Genomic DNA, 13,557 nt, shown 5'->3' with positions numbered 1-13,557 from the left:
ATCCAGCGTGATGCGGCGATGCGCCGGGTTCGTTGAATCGAGTTTTTTCGCGTGCAGCGTGGTCGCCGACAGGTCGGCGATTCCGCTTCCGGCATGACCGGACGTAGCCGTTGTCGTCGGCCCTCGGGCGGATGACGCGGCGCGGTACAGGAACTGAATCGTCACTGGCCCCAGGGCCGTGGCGCTGGCGGCCAGTCCGCAACTAATCCAGCCAACTGAATGATGATGACCGAGGCCAGGCGCGTCGTTGAGACGGCGCTGCTGTGTGCTCAGGAGCCGCTGCCGGTGAATCAGCTGCGCAAGCTGTTCGAGCCCGAAGCCGAGCGCGGCCTGATCGAGAGCGTGCTCAACCAGCTCGCCGAGGATTGGGCCGATCGCGGCCTGCGGCTTGCGCTGCTGTCGAACGGCTGGCGCTTCGTGTCGCGGCCCGAGATGCGCATGTATCTGGAGCGGCTCAATCCGGAACGGCCGGCGCGCTATTCGCGGGCCGTGATGGAAACGCTGGCGATCATTGCCTACCGCCAGCCGGTCACGCGCGGCGACATCGAGGAGATTCGCGGCGTGACCGTGTCGACCCAGGTCATCAAGGCGCTCGAAGAACGCGGCTGGGTCGAGGTGATCGGCCACCGCGAGGCGCCGGGCCGACCCGGCCTGTATGCGACCACGCGCCAGTTTCTCGACGACCTGGGGCTGCGCGCCCTGGCCGATCTGCCGCCGCCGGTGCCGGTCGGCGAGGTAGCGTCCGGTGCCGCGCCGATCACGCTGCCGGCCCAGGTCGAGCTGGCGCTCGGCGATGCACCGGCTGCCGGCGCCGCCCCTGCCGTGGCCGATGAACCCAACTTTTCCGGCAGCGCACCCGTCACGGATGCCGCGCTGCCGAACCTTCTTTCTACCGAGGAGCCCGCCGGCTCCCGCCCCCAGCCCGACGCCCATGCCTAACGAACAGCAAGCCAACCTCCCGACCCCGGATCTTTTCGACAGCGACAAGGCGCCTGCGACCGACGCAGCGGCCAAGCCCAAGGCGCGCCGCGCGCCGCGCAAGACCGCGGCTGCCGAGGCTGGCGCGTCGCTGCCGGAAGCGGCAGCAGTGCCCGACGCGGCTGCGCCGGCGCCGCGCAAGCGCAAGCCCAAGGCGGTCGCCGAGGCGGCGGGCACGGCCGAGGCCGAGGTGCCGGCCGTGCCCAGGAAGAAGAAGGTGAAGGCGGATGCCGGCGACGAGGCGGCGACGGTCGGGCTGGGCGCGTCTGGGCGGCGCGCACGGTCGGCGGCGCGCGCGGCGGCGGGCGAGGTGGCAGCGGTGGCTGCGCCGGTGGTGGAGCAGGCCGAGCCGGCCGCGCCCAAGCCGGCGCGCAAGCGCAGCCGGACCGCGTCGGCGCCGGTGGCGGACGGCGCGCCGAGCGTGCCGGCAAGTCCGGCTCCGGTGGCGGCGGTCGAGCCGCGCGTCCGCGTCGACGCCGAAGCGCCGCGCGCACCGGTCGCGGCCGAGCCGCCGCGCGCCGAGACCGAGGCAGTGCGCGAGCGGCCGCCGCGCGCGCCGCGTCGCGAACCGGTCGCGCCGGCCGTGCCGGCGGCAGTCGCCGAGGCGGCAGTCCAGCCGTCCGGCGAGCGGCCGCCGCGCGATCCGGCGGCGCAGCCGGGCCGCGACGAGCCGAATGGCCAGCGCGGCCCGCGCTCGCGCCGCAACCGCTCGCGCGGCGCCGGCAACGCCCAGGCGCCGGGCAACGCGCAGGTCGAGGCCAATGGCGCTACCGATGCCGATGCCCAGCCGCGCACGCCGGCCGGCCAGCCCCAGGGCGGCCAGCCGCAGCGCGCCGACGGCACGCCAGGCAGCAGCAAGCGCCGACGCAAGCCGCGCGACCGGCGTGGCAAGCGCGAAGGCCGGATCGACGGCGCGCCGGCAGCCGACACGCCGACCGCCGTGCGCAGCGCCGGCATCCCCGACTTCATCGACGACGACGACGAGGACGACGATTTCTATCCTCAGGGCCGCGCCACCTACGCCGACAGCCAGCAGATCGCCAAGGCCCAGCGCGACTACTTCGCTGCCGAGGCGCTGATCGACGAAGACCTCGACGACGACGAGGTGCTGAAGGAAATCGCCGCCTTCCGCCCGCGCGACCGCCAGCTCGGCAACGGCGCGGCCAAGGGCACGGCGCCGGAAGACTTCCCGCGCATGGCGCGCGAGGAGGCCGCATCGGTATTCGAGCCGCCGGCCGGGCGCGCCGCCATCGAGCACATCGATGCGCTCGCGCCCAAGCTGCAAAAGGTACTGGCCGAGGCCGGCATCGGTTCGCGCCGCGAGATGGAGGAGCTCATCCTCGCCGGCCGCGTGTCGGTCAACGGCGAGCCGGCGCACATCGGCCAGCGCGTCGAAATCGCCGACCAGGTGCGCGTGAACGGCAAGCCGCTCCAGCGCCGCAACATCGCCAAGCCGCCGCGCGTCATCATCTATCACAAGCCCTCCGGCGAAATCGTCTCCAACGACGACCCGGAAAAGCGCGCCACCGTGTTCGAGCGCCTGCCGCAGGTGAAGAACGGGCGCTGGGTGTCGGTCGGCCGGCTCGACTTCAACACCGAAGGCCTGCTGATCTTCACCACCTCGGGCGAACTGGCCAACCGGCTCATGCATCCGCGCTTCGGCCAGGAGCGCGAATACGCGGTGCGCTGCCTGCCCGAGCTGACGCCCGAGGCCCGGCGCGCGCTCATCGACGGCGTGGTGCTCGACGACGGTCCGGCCAAGGTCAATGGCCTCATGGATGCGGGCGGCGACGGCGTCAACCACTGGTATCACGTCACCATCAGCGAAGGCCGCAACCGCGAAGTGCGCCGGTTGTTCGAGACCGTCGGCGCGACGGTCAGCCGGCTGATCCGGGTGCGCTACGGCGAGATCGAACTGCCGCGCGGCCTCAAGCGCGGTCGCTGGACCGAGGCGTCGCCGATGGAAGCGGCTTTTCTTTGCGCGCGGCTCGGCATCAAGCTGGCCGGCGATGCGCCGCACAAGGGTGGCGGCAAGCAGCAGCGCGGCGGTCAGCAGCACAAGCCGCGCGAAATCTCGCCGCTCGACACCATGACCGAGGCGATGTTCGGGGTCTCGCCGGTCAAAGGTGAGCGGTCGGATCTGCTCACCACGCATGTGCTGTCGGCGCGCCAGAACGGCGGCGGGCAGGGGCAGCAGCAGCGTCGGCGCGGCGGCATTCCGGGCATGCCGGGGATGGACGGTCCGCCCGACGGTCGTCCGGCCGGTGCGCCGCGTGGACCCAAGCCGGGCTTTCCGGGCGGTGCGCGCGGGCCGCAGGGCAAGAAGGCGGGCGGCGGATTTGGCAGCGGCAACGGCAAGCCGGGCGGCGCCAAGTTCGGCGGCAAGCCGGGTGCCGGCAAGAAGCCCGGCAAGCCCGGTGGCGTGCCGGGTACGGTCAAGGCTCAGGCCGGTCCGAAGCCCGGTGGCAAGCCCGGCGGACGTCCCGGCGGTGGCAAGCCCAATGGTCCCAAAGGGCCGCGCGGTCCCAAGCTTTGATGTGTTTGCGGTTTTTCCCCTATAATCCGCAAGTTAACCGCACAGTGCGATTTGCCAACCAGTTGTGACGCAGGCTTTACAAGGCCTCCACCACCGGACGGGCATGCGCCCGGTGCTCCCAGCAGGTAGTGATAAATGGGCGTCAGCGCCCATTTTTCTTTTGGGCTGGCTTGTTTGAATTCCAATTCCGCTTCGGCGGGTGGTCGAAGGTCCGGGCAACCGGCCGGCCGGCGAGTTGCCATTGGCGCTCGCTGCCAGTCGAACCGGGCTCGGGCCATTGCTTACAGGACTCGTCATATTGCTGCACTCGTCTTCAGCTCTGCACAGCTTGATCGAACAGAACGCCACCGCGCTCGGATTCGAAGTCGTTGAGGTCGAACGCGCGCCCCAGGGTCTGCTGCGTATCTCGATCGACCGGCCGCAGGGCGAGGGCGCAGTGACCGTCGGCGATTGCGAGCGTCTGAGCGACCAGCTCACCCATGTCTTCATGGTCGAAAACGTCGATTACGCCCGGCTCGAGGTGTCGTCGCCGGGTGTCGATCGTCCGCTCGTCAAGCCGGCCGACTTCGTTCGGTTTGCCGGCGCCGAGATCACATTGAAGCTGCGCACCATGGTCGGTGGGCAGCGCAAGTTCGAAGGCGTGCTCCAGACGCCCGAGGGCGAGGATTTCGCAATCGAGTTCGATACGCCGGGGGGCCGCTCGCAGTTGCGGTTCAAGTTTGCCGACGTGGAAAAGGCGCGACTCGTGCCCAAGCTCGATTTCAAGAGGAAAACAAGATGAGCCGCGAAGTGTTGTTGTTGGTCGATGCGCTCGCACGCGAGAAAAGCGTCAGCAAGGAAATCGTGTTCGAAGCGCTGGAGCAGGCGCTTGCCGCCGCGACGCGCAAGCTGTTCAGCGGCGATGTCGACATCCGCGTGTCGGTCGACCGCGAAACCGGCGAGAGCGAAGCCTTCCGTCGCTGGCAGGTCGTGCCCGACGAGGCCGGCCTCGAATTCCCCGACCGTCAGGAGCTGCTCAGCGATGCGCGCGAGCAGATCTCCGACATCGAGATCGAGGAATTCATCGAGGAACAGCTGGCGCCGATCGAATTTGGCCGCCGCTTCGCGCAGGACACCAAGCAGGCCGTGCTCCAGCGCATCCGCGATGCCGAGCGCGAGCAGATCCTCAACGACTTCCTCGACCGTGGTGACCAGATCATCAACGGCTCGGTCAAGCGCATGGAAAAGGGCGACGCGATCATCGAAGCCGGTCGCATCGAGGCCAAGCTGCCGCGCGACCAGATGATCCCGAAGGAAAACCTGCGCGTGGGCGACCGCGTGCGCGCCTTCCTGCTCAAGGTCGATCGCGCCGACAAGCGCCACAACATCATCGTTTCGCGCACCTCGGCCGACTTCATCAAGAAGCTGTTCGAGCTCGAAGTGCCCGAGATCGAGCAGGGTCTGCTGCACATCAAGTCGGCGGCGCGCGATGCCGGCGTGCGCGCCAAGATCGCGGTCTGGACCAACGACCGCCGCATCGATCCGATCGGCACCTGCGTCGGCATGCGCGGTTCGCGCGTGCAGGCGGTCACGAATGAGCTGGCCGGCGAGCGGGTCGACATCGTGCTGTGGTCGGAAGACCCGGCGCAGTTCGTCATCGGCGCGCTGGCGCCGGCGAATGTGCAGTCGATCGTCGTCGATGAGGACCGGCATGCGATGGACGTGGTGGTCGACGAGGACAACCTCGCGATCGCGATCGGCCGCCAGGGTCAGAACGTGCGCCTCGCGTCCGAGCTGACCGGCTGGCAGATCAACATCATGACGGCGACGGAGGCAAAGGAGCGCCAGAGCGACGAGCAGGGCAAGCTGCGCTCGCTGTTCATGGAAAAGCTCGATGTCGACGAGGAAATGGCCGACATCCTGATCGCCGAAGGCTTCTCCAATGTGGAGGAAGTGGCCTACGTGCCGATCCAGGAAATGCTCGAGATCGAGGCTTTCGATCAGGAAACCGTCGAGGAACTGCGCAAGCGGGCCCGCGATGCGCTCCTGACCGACGCGATCGCGAAGGAAGAGCAGGTCGACACGGTGTCGCAGGATCTTCTCGATCTTGAAGGCGTGTCGGCGGAACTGGCGGAGAAGCTGATCGCAAGCGGCGTCAAGACCCGCGACGAGCTGGCGGAACTGGCAGTCGATGAATTGCAGGAACTGACGGGCCTGGACGTGGAAGAAGCAAAGGCGTTGATCCTGCGCGCCCGCGCACACTGGTTCGAGCAGTGATGGACAGGGACTGAACAACACGGAAACGCAGTCCCTGCGCGTCCGGTTAACGAGGATGGAATGGCAAGCATGAACGTAGGCGAATTCGCCGCGGAACTGAAGATGTCCGAGCGCACGCTGCTCGAGCAATTGCAGGCGGCCGGCGTGGAAAAGCGCTCGGCAGAAGATGTCGTGACCGAGTCCGACAAGGCCAAGCTGCTCGAGATGCTGCGCAAGGCGCACGGCTCCGACAGCGCGGAAAAAAAGAAGATCACGCTCACGCGGCGCCAGACCTCCGAGATCAAGCAGGCGGATGCAACGGGCAAGTCGCGCACGATCCAGGTCGAGGTGCGCAAGAAGCGCACCTTCGTCCAGCGCGAACCCGATCCGGCGGAACTGCGTGCGACTCAGGCTGCGGCCGAGGAAGCCGCGCGGCTGGCGCGCGAGGAAGAGGCGCGCCGCGCCGAAGCCGCCCGCATCGAGGCCGAACGGCTCGAAGCCGAGCGTCAGGCGGCTGCCGAGGCACGTCGCAAGGCCGAGGAAGAAGCCGTGCGTGCCGAGGCCGCCCGGGTCGAAGCCGAGCGTCGTGCGGCCGAAGAGGCTGCGCGTGCCGAAGCTGCGCGTCAGGCTGCGGGCGCCGAGGCGCCGGCAGAAGGCGCACCGGCTCCGGCCCCCGCTGCCGCGCCCGTGCCCTCGCCCGAGGCGCAGGCGGCTGCGGCTGCCCAGGCCGTCGCTTCGGCGGCGAGCGCTGCAGCGGCGGCGGCCAAGGCGGCCGAGGAAACCGCGCGCAACCAGGCCATCGCACGCCGGCGTGCCGTCGAGGCCGAAGTGGCCGCGATGAACCGCATGCTGTCCCAGCCCAAGCGCGTGCTGAAGGCGCCCGAGAAGGCACCGGCTCCGCCGCCTCCGCCGGCCGCTGCGCCGGCACCGGCTGCGGCGCCCGCCGAGGGCACGCTGCATCGTCCGGCCGCCAAGACCGGCGAGGCCGCCAAGCCCGCCGACAAGAACGCCAAGCCGGCGCCCGGCGCGACCAAGCAGATCAAGCAGTCGCAGGTGGCTTCCACCTGGAGCGACGACGCGGCCAAGAAGCGCGCGATCAAGACTCGCGGCGATTCGAACGGCGGTGCCGGTGGCTGGCGCGGCCCGAAGGGCGGCGGTCGTCATCGCGGCGACACGGGCAACAGCAATTTCAACGCGCCGACCGAACCGGTCACGCGTGAAGTGCACATCCCCGAGACCATCACCGTGGCCGATCTGGCGCACAAGATGTCGGTGAAGGCGGCCGAGGTCATCAAGATGCTCATGAAGATGGGCCAGATGGTGACCATCAACCAGGTGCTGGACCAGGACACGGCGATGATCATCGTCGAGGAAATGGGCCACAAGGCATTCGCGGCCAAGCTCGACGATCCGGAATCGGACCTGATCGGCGTGGTTGCCGAGAGCGATGCGGTGGCCGAAAGCAGGCCGCCGGTGGTCACGATCATGGGTCACGTCGACCATGGCAAGACCTCGCTGCTCGACTACATCCGTCGCACCAAGGTGGCGTCGGGCGAAGCGGGCGGGATCACGCAGCACATCGGCGCCTATCACGTTGAAACGCCGCGCGGGATCATCACCTTCCTCGACACCCCGGGTCACGAGGCCTTCACGGCCATGCGTGCGCGCGGTGCGAAGGCGACCGACATCGTCATCCTGGTGGTGGCGGCCGACGACGGTGTGATGCCGCAGACGCGCGAAGCGATCCACCATGCCAAGGCGGCCGGCGTGCCGCTGGTGGTGGCGCTCAACAAGATCGACAAGCCGGGTGCCAACCTCGACCGCGTGAAGCAGGAACTGGTGGCCGAATCGGTGGTGCCGGAAGAGTACGGCGGCGAATCGCCGTTCATTCCCGTGTCGGCCAAGACCGGCGAGGGCGTGGACAACCTGCTAGAGAACATCCTGCTGCAGGCTGAAGTGCTTGAACTCACGGCGGTCAAGGAAGGCCCGGCCAAGGGCATCGTGATCGAAGCGCGTCTCGACAAGGGACGCGGTCCGGTGGCGACGGTGCTGGTGCAGTCGGGCATGCTCAAGCGTGGCGACACGGTGCTGGCGGGTTCGTCCTACGGCAAGGTCCGCGCGATGCTCGACGAGGCCGGCAAGCCGGTCGCGTCGGCCGGTCCGTCGATCCCGGTGGAAATCCAGGGTCTGACGGAAGTGCCGGCGGCAGGCGAGGAAGTGATCGTGCTGCAGGACGAGCGCAAGGCGCGCGAGATCGCGCTGTTCCGTCAGGGCAAGTTCCGCGACGTCAAGCTGGCGCGCCAGCAGGCGGCCAAGCTCGAAAACATGTTCGAGCAGATGGGCGAGGGCGAGGTCAAGTCGCTGGCGCTCATCATCAAGGCCGACGTGCAGGGTTCGCAGGAAGCCATCGTGCATGCGATGAACAAGCTCTCGACCGACGAGGTACGGGTGCAGGTCGTGCATGCGGCGGTCGGCGGTATCAGCGAATCGGACGTGAATCTGGCGACGGCGTCGAAGGCGGTGGTCATCGGCTTCAACACCCGGGCCGACACGTCGGCACGCAAGCTGGCCGAGGCCAACGGCGTCGACATCCGCTACTACAACATCATCTATGACGCGGTCGACGAGGTTAAGGCGGCCATGTCGGGGATGCTGTCGCCCGAGAAGCGCGAGCAGGTCATCGGTACCGTGGAAATCCGTCAGGTGTTCCAGGTGCCCAAGATCGGCGCGGTGGCGGGTTGCATGGTCACGGACGGCATCGTCAAGCGCAATTCCAGCGCCCGGCTGCTGCGCCAGAACGTGGTCATCTGGACCGGCGAGCTCGATTCGCTGCGCCGCTTCAAGGACGACGCGAAGGAAGTCAAGCAGGGCTTCGAGTGCGGTCTGTCGCTCAAGAACTTCAGCGACATCCAGGAAGGCGACCAGCTCGAAATCTTCGAGATCACCGAAGTCGCGCGGACGCTGTAAGGGCATCGGTCGATGAAGAAGCGTTCAACGAGTGCCCCGGCGGGCAGCCGCATCAAGCGGATCGCCGACCAGATCCAGCGCGATCTGGGCGAGCTGATTCCGCTCGAGGTGCGCGATCCGCGCGTGGTGCTCGTCACCGTGACCGGCGTCGAGGTCACGGCCGACTATGCGCATGCGAAGGTTTTCGTGAGTTCGCTGCGCGACGATCCCGAGGAAAAGGCCGGCGCCGTCGCGGCGCTGAACGAAGCCTCGGGCTGGCTGCACAGCCTTCTGTACAAGCGGCTCCACATCCACACCGTGCCGCGGCTGCATTTCCTGCTCGATGAAACCGGCGTGCGAGGTCTCGACCTCACGCGTCTCATCGACACGGCAAATGCAAGCCGCGCCAGGGACGACTGAGCCAGCGGGAAGGAAAGCGCCGACCGGATTCGCATGCTTGCGGCCCTGGCGGCCGACAGTCATGACGATTTCCGGCGTACTCCTGCTCGACAAGCCCGAAGGCTTCAGTTCCAACGCCGCGCTCGGCAAGGCCAGATGGCTGCTCGGCGAGCGCAAGGCGGGGCATACCGGCACGCTCGATCCGTTTGCAACCGGGCTGTTGCCGCTGTGCTTTGGCGAGGCCACCAAGTTTTCCGCCGATCTGCTCGATGCCGACAAGGCCTACGAAGCGACGGCGCGGCTCGGTCAGCGCAGCAGCACCGGCGATACCGAAGGCGAAATCGTCGAGGAACGTCCGGTCGATGTGTCGCGCGAGCAGCTCGACGCGGTGCTGACACGCTTTCGCGGTGAAATCAGCCAGATTCCGCCGATGCATTCGGCGCTCAAGCGCGACGGCAAGCCGCTGTACGAGCTGGCGCGCAAGGGCATCGTGGTGGAACGCGAAGCGCGGCATGTGCGCATCGAGGAGCTGGCGGTGCTGGAATTCGCCGCGCCGGTGCTCAAGTTTCGTGTGCGGTGCAGCAAGGGCACGTATGTGCGCGTGCTGGCCGAGGACATCGGCGCCGCTTTGGGTTGCGGCGCGCATCTCACGGCCCTGCGGCGCATCGCGGTCGGGCCGCTCGACATCGACGCGGCACTCACCTTGCAAGACCTCGAATCCATCCCGACGAAGGAAGCGCGCCAGGCCCGGCTCGCGCCGCTCGACTCGCTGCTGGCCAGCCTGCCGCGCGTCGATCTGGGCGAGCTGGATGCGGCACGCTTCCTGCACGGTCAGCGGCTCAAGACCGCAGACAGCGTCGGTCTGGCGAAATTGTTGCTGCCGGCCCGGACGGTGGCGGCCGAAGAGCCTCCCGATGTCGGCTTGGCGACGACCGAAGCCGCCGGCGCGGAGATCCGCGTGCGGGTCTATGACCCGGCCCGGCTGCTCGGCACCGCGCTGCTCGGCCCGGACGGTCGGCTCCAGCCGAGCCGGCTGATCGCGGCCTGAGCCGCGGGCAGGGCGGCGCCAGATTCGCTGCGATCCGTCCGCAGCGCTGCGCCAGGGCCGCAGAGCCCGCCAGCATCAGAAGAAGAAACCGGCTACGCGACCGCGCGGCCAACCGAATCCCCCGCCGGGCGACCTCGCGCGGCGAAACATTTGCAGATCGAGAAAGATCGAGAACCTCATGACCAAACGCGCACTCCGCAACATCGCGATCATCGCGCACGTCGACCACGGCAAGACCACGCTCGTCGACCAGCTCCTGCGCCAGTCGGGCACCTTCCGCGAGAACCAGCAAGTCGCTGAACGCGTGATGGACAGCAACGACCTCGAAAAGGAACGCGGCATCACCATCCTGGCCAAGAACTGCGCCGTGGACTGGAACGGCTACCACATCAACATCGTCGACACCCCGGGGCATGCGGACTTCGGCGGTGAAGTCGAGCGCGTGCTGTCGATGGTCGACGGCGTGCTGCTGCTGGTGGACTCGGTCGAAGGCCCGATGCCGCAGACCCGCTTCGTGACCAAGAAGGCGCTCGCGCTCGGCCTCAAGCCGATCGTGGTCGTGAACAAGATCGACCGTCCGGGCGCGCGTCCGGAATACGTCGTCAACGCCACCTTCGACCTGTTCGACAAGCTCGGTGCGACCGAGGAACAGCTCGACTTCCCGATCGTCTACGCCTCGGGCCTGTCGGGCTATGCCGGCCTGACCGACGATGTGCGCGGCGGCAACATGGATCCGCTGTTCCAGATGGTCATCGACCGCGTGCCGGTGCGTGACGACAACACCGAAGGCCCGTTCCAGCTCCAGATCACCTCGCTCGAATACAGCAGCTATGTGGGCAAGATCGGCGTCGGCCGCATCAACCGCGGCCGCGTCAAGCCGGGCATGAGCGTGGTCTATCTCGACGGCCCGGGCGGAACGCCCAAGACCGGTCGCATCAACCAGATCCTGAAGTTCCGCGGCCTCGAGCGCGAACTGGCCGAGGAAGCCCAGGCCGGCGACATCGTGCTCATCAACGGCATCGAGGAACTGAACATCGGCACCACCGTCTGCCAGCCCGACACGCCGGAAGGCCTGCCGCTGCTGAAGGTCGACGAGCCCACGCTGACGATGAATTTCATGGTCAACAGCTCGCCGCTGGCCGGCCGCGAAGGCAAGTTCGTGACCAGCCGCCAGATCCGCGAGCGTCTGGAGCGCGAGCTCAAGGCCAACATGGCGCTGCGCGTCGAATTCCCGGACGACACCGACACCTTCATCGTGTCGGGCCGGGGCGAACTGCACCTGACCATCCTGGTGGAAAACATGCGCCGCGAGGGCTACGAGCTGGCCGTCGGCAAGCCGCGCGTGGTGTTCAAGGACATCGACGGCGTGAAGTGCGAGCCGTATGAAGCACTGACGCTCGACGTCGAAGACCAGCATCAGGGCGGCGTGATGGAAGCCCTGGGCTATCGCAAGGGCGACCTGCTCGACATGCAGCCGGACGGCAAGGGCCGCGTGCGGCTCGAATACCGCATCCCGGCGCGCGGCCTGATCGGCTTCCAGGGTGAATTCCTGACGATGACGCGCGGCACCGGCCTGATGAGCCATGTGTTCGACGAGTACGCCGCCGTCAAGCCGGGCGACCTCGGCGAGCGTCGCAACGGCGTGCTGATCAGCCAGGAAGACGGCGCCGCCGTGGCCTATGCGCTGTGGAAGCTGCAGGATCGCGGCCGCATGTTCGTGGTGCACAACGACCCGGTCTACGAAGGCATGATCATCGGCATCCACAGCCGCGACAACGATCTGGTCGTCAACCCGATCAAGGGCAAGCAGCTCACCAATGTGCGCGCCTCGGGTACCGACGAAGCCGTGCGCCTCGTGCCGCCGATCCAGCTCAATCTGGAATACGCGGTCGAATTCATCTCCGACGACGAAATCGTCGAAGTCACGCCGAAGAGCATCCGTCTGCGCAAGCGCTTCCTGAAGGAACACGACCGCAAGAAGGCGTCGCGCGAATCGGCGATCGACTGAGCTTGATGGCGCCGCCAGTCGGCGCCGGTCTGTCCGTCAAAGGCCCGCCGCGTGCGGGCCTTTTCATTGCTGTGGCGCGGTTGGCGCGAGTCGCGCCGCCGTGTTGACCGACCCGATCCGTCCTCGCCCATGAACGCATCGCATCCCTTGCTGGCGCAACCGGCGCCGCTGCTGGGCTGGCGCGCCGCGCTGCTCGACGAGCCGCCGGCGCCGGCCCTGGTGGCGGCGCTGCCCGAGGCGCTCAAGGCGGCGGCGCAGGACTTTCTGGCCCGCGCCGACCGTCATCCCAGCGCTGCCGAGCAGGCCGGGCTGGACCGCTGGTACGCCGGCGCCGACGGCCAGCAGACGCTCGCCGCCATCACCACCGCGCTCTGGACCCAGATGCGCAGCCATGCGCCGCATGCGATGCCGGCGCATGACGCGCGCCACGCCATGCTCAAGGTGCCGACGGCGGCGCTCGAACACATGGCGGCCGAGCGCGTGACCGGTCATGCGCGCGTCGGCGTGCTGGCCGCGCTGCTGCACGACCACGGTCGCTGGGCCGAGGAGCGGCTGTTCGGCGGCCCGGGCGCGAGCCTGCTGCATGCGCGCATGAGTCTGCTGCTGGGGCGCGAACTGCTGGCCGGCTTTGCGCTGCCGCCGCTGCTGGCCGAGCAGATTCTGCTGGCGGCGCTGCGCCACACCTCGGGCGCCGAGCCGGCCGATCCAATGCCGCTCAAGCTCACGGTGGCGGCCGACCGCGACCAGCTCTGGGGCCATGAAATCGCGCTGCGCCTGTGCCATCACGCGCCCAATGCGCGCGGCGAATACGCCAGCCTCGACCGCGAACGGCCCGGCGCGCCGGCCGGGCTGTCGGTGCTCGACCGGCTGGAGTTCTTCTTGCGCAACCGGCTGCCCGGGCCGCTGTTCGCGCTCGATGCCCGGGCGCAGGCGAGCCGGCACTGGCTGCTCGACTTTGTGCTGATGGCGGATTCGCGCGCCGGCGGCATTGCGCGCTTCGCCGATCTGGCGGGCGCCGTGCTGCCGGGCCGGCGCGCGCTGCCGGACGGACTGGTCGGGCCCGATGGCCTCGAAGCGCGACTCGACCGCATCGAGGCCGAGCGGCCCGCCGCCGGCGCGCCCGAGCCGGCGCTGGCCGCGCTGCTGGCACTGCCGGGCGTGGCGCCGTCGCCGCATTACCGCGCGCTGGCCGGCGCGCGGCTGGCGCGGCTCGATGACGCCAGCCGGGCGCGCTTTGCCTCGGCCTTCGTCTGGGCCGAGCGCGCCTGTCGCCAGGACGATGCGCGGCAGCGCGCCTTCCTGACCGGGCTGTTGCAGACCGGGGCCGGCGATGCGCCGGTCGCCACGCTTGCCGGTCTGCTGCTGCGCGACTGGGATGTCATCGGCGCGGGATGAAGCGCCGGGCCG

The 13,557-nt window shown here is 68.6% G+C and carries 9 protein-coding genes; all 9 read left to right on the top strand.

Features of this window, described 5'->3' with window-relative positions:
• Positions 1 to 285 precede the first annotated feature (285 nt).
• Positions 286 to 939: an SMC-Scp complex subunit ScpB gene (scpB, locus tag B9P64_RS11190; protein WP_407919686.1), complete on the top strand. Its 654-nt coding sequence runs from the start codon at positions 286 to 288 to the stop codon at positions 937 to 939.
• The gene (locus B9P64_RS28025) at positions 932 to 3,514 is read left to right on the top strand and encodes a pseudouridine synthase (protein WP_235839967.1); all 2,583 of its coding nucleotides are present in this window, start codon (positions 932 to 934) and stop codon (positions 3,512 to 3,514) included. Before scpB ends, B9P64_RS28025 begins: the two co-directional genes overlap by 8 nt.
• A 319-nt stretch (positions 3,515 to 3,833) precedes the next feature.
• Positions 3,834 to 4,295 (top strand): ribosome maturation factor RimP, encoded by a 462-nt coding sequence (gene rimP, locus B9P64_RS11180; protein ID WP_176256807.1) that lies wholly within the window; start codon positions 3,834 to 3,836, stop codon positions 4,293 to 4,295.
• On the top strand, positions 4,292 to 5,770 hold the full coding sequence (nusA, locus tag B9P64_RS11175) for a transcription termination factor NusA (RefSeq protein WP_085316308.1): 1,479 nt from the start codon (positions 4,292 to 4,294) through the stop codon (positions 5,768 to 5,770). The genes rimP and nusA overlap by 4 nt, the downstream gene beginning before the upstream one ends.
• Positions 5,771 to 5,830: 60 nt before the next feature.
• Complete coding sequence (gene infB / locus B9P64_RS11170; RefSeq protein WP_085316307.1) at positions 5,831 to 8,716, top strand: translation initiation factor IF-2; 2,886 nt, start codon at positions 5,831 to 5,833, stop codon at positions 8,714 to 8,716.
• Positions 8,717 to 8,728: 12 nt separating this feature from the next.
• Positions 8,729 to 9,115, top strand: a complete 387-nt coding sequence (rbfA, locus tag B9P64_RS11165) for a 30S ribosome-binding factor RbfA (RefSeq protein ID WP_085316306.1) — start codon at positions 8,729 to 8,731, stop codon at positions 9,113 to 9,115.
• Between the two features lie 61 nt (positions 9,116 to 9,176).
• Complete coding sequence (gene truB / locus B9P64_RS11160) at positions 9,177 to 10,142, top strand: tRNA pseudouridine(55) synthase TruB (RefSeq protein ID WP_235839966.1); 966 nt, start codon at positions 9,177 to 9,179, stop codon at positions 10,140 to 10,142.
• A 178-nt stretch (positions 10,143 to 10,320) separates the two neighbouring features.
• The gene (typA, locus tag B9P64_RS11155) at positions 10,321 to 12,150 is read left to right on the top strand and encodes a translational GTPase TypA (protein ID WP_085316304.1); all 1,830 of its coding nucleotides are present in this window, start codon (positions 10,321 to 10,323) and stop codon (positions 12,148 to 12,150) included.
• 129 nt (positions 12,151 to 12,279) lie between these two features.
• Positions 12,280 to 13,545 (top strand): hypothetical protein, encoded by a 1,266-nt coding sequence (locus B9P64_RS11150; protein ID WP_085316303.1) that lies wholly within the window; start codon positions 12,280 to 12,282, stop codon positions 13,543 to 13,545.
• Positions 13,546 to 13,557 lie beyond the last annotated feature (12 nt).

The organism is Derxia lacustris, from assembly GCF_002105195.1.
GTDB classification, from domain to species: domain Bacteria; phylum Pseudomonadota; class Gammaproteobacteria; order Burkholderiales; family Burkholderiaceae_E; genus Derxia; species Derxia lacustris.
Note: the sequence above shows the minus strand (reverse complement) of the source record. Positions and strands in the feature narration are given on the sequence as shown.

What these genes read in the sequence shown, in the direction of transcription:
- B9P64_RS28025 (WP_235839967.1), top strand. Translation starts at nt 932, where the DNA reads ATGCCTAACGAACAGCAAGCCAACCTCCCGACCCCGGATCTTTTCGAC.
- nusA (WP_085316308.1), top strand. Translation starts at nt 4,292, where the DNA reads ATGAGCCGCGAAGTGTTGTTGTTGGTCGATGCGCTCGCACGCGAGAAA.
- infB (WP_085316307.1), top strand. Translation starts at nt 5,831, where the DNA reads ATGGCAAGCATGAACGTAGGCGAATTCGCCGCGGAACTGAAGATGTCC.
- rbfA (WP_085316306.1), top strand. Translation starts at nt 8,729, where the DNA reads ATGAAGAAGCGTTCAACGAGTGCCCCGGCGGGCAGCCGCATCAAGCGG.
- truB (WP_235839966.1), top strand. Translation starts at nt 9,177, where the DNA reads ATGACGATTTCCGGCGTACTCCTGCTCGACAAGCCCGAAGGCTTCAGT.
- typA (WP_085316304.1), top strand. Translation starts at nt 10,321, where the DNA reads ATGACCAAACGCGCACTCCGCAACATCGCGATCATCGCGCACGTCGAC.
- B9P64_RS11150 (WP_085316303.1), top strand. Translation starts at nt 12,280, where the DNA reads ATGAACGCATCGCATCCCTTGCTGGCGCAACCGGCGCCGCTGCTGGGC.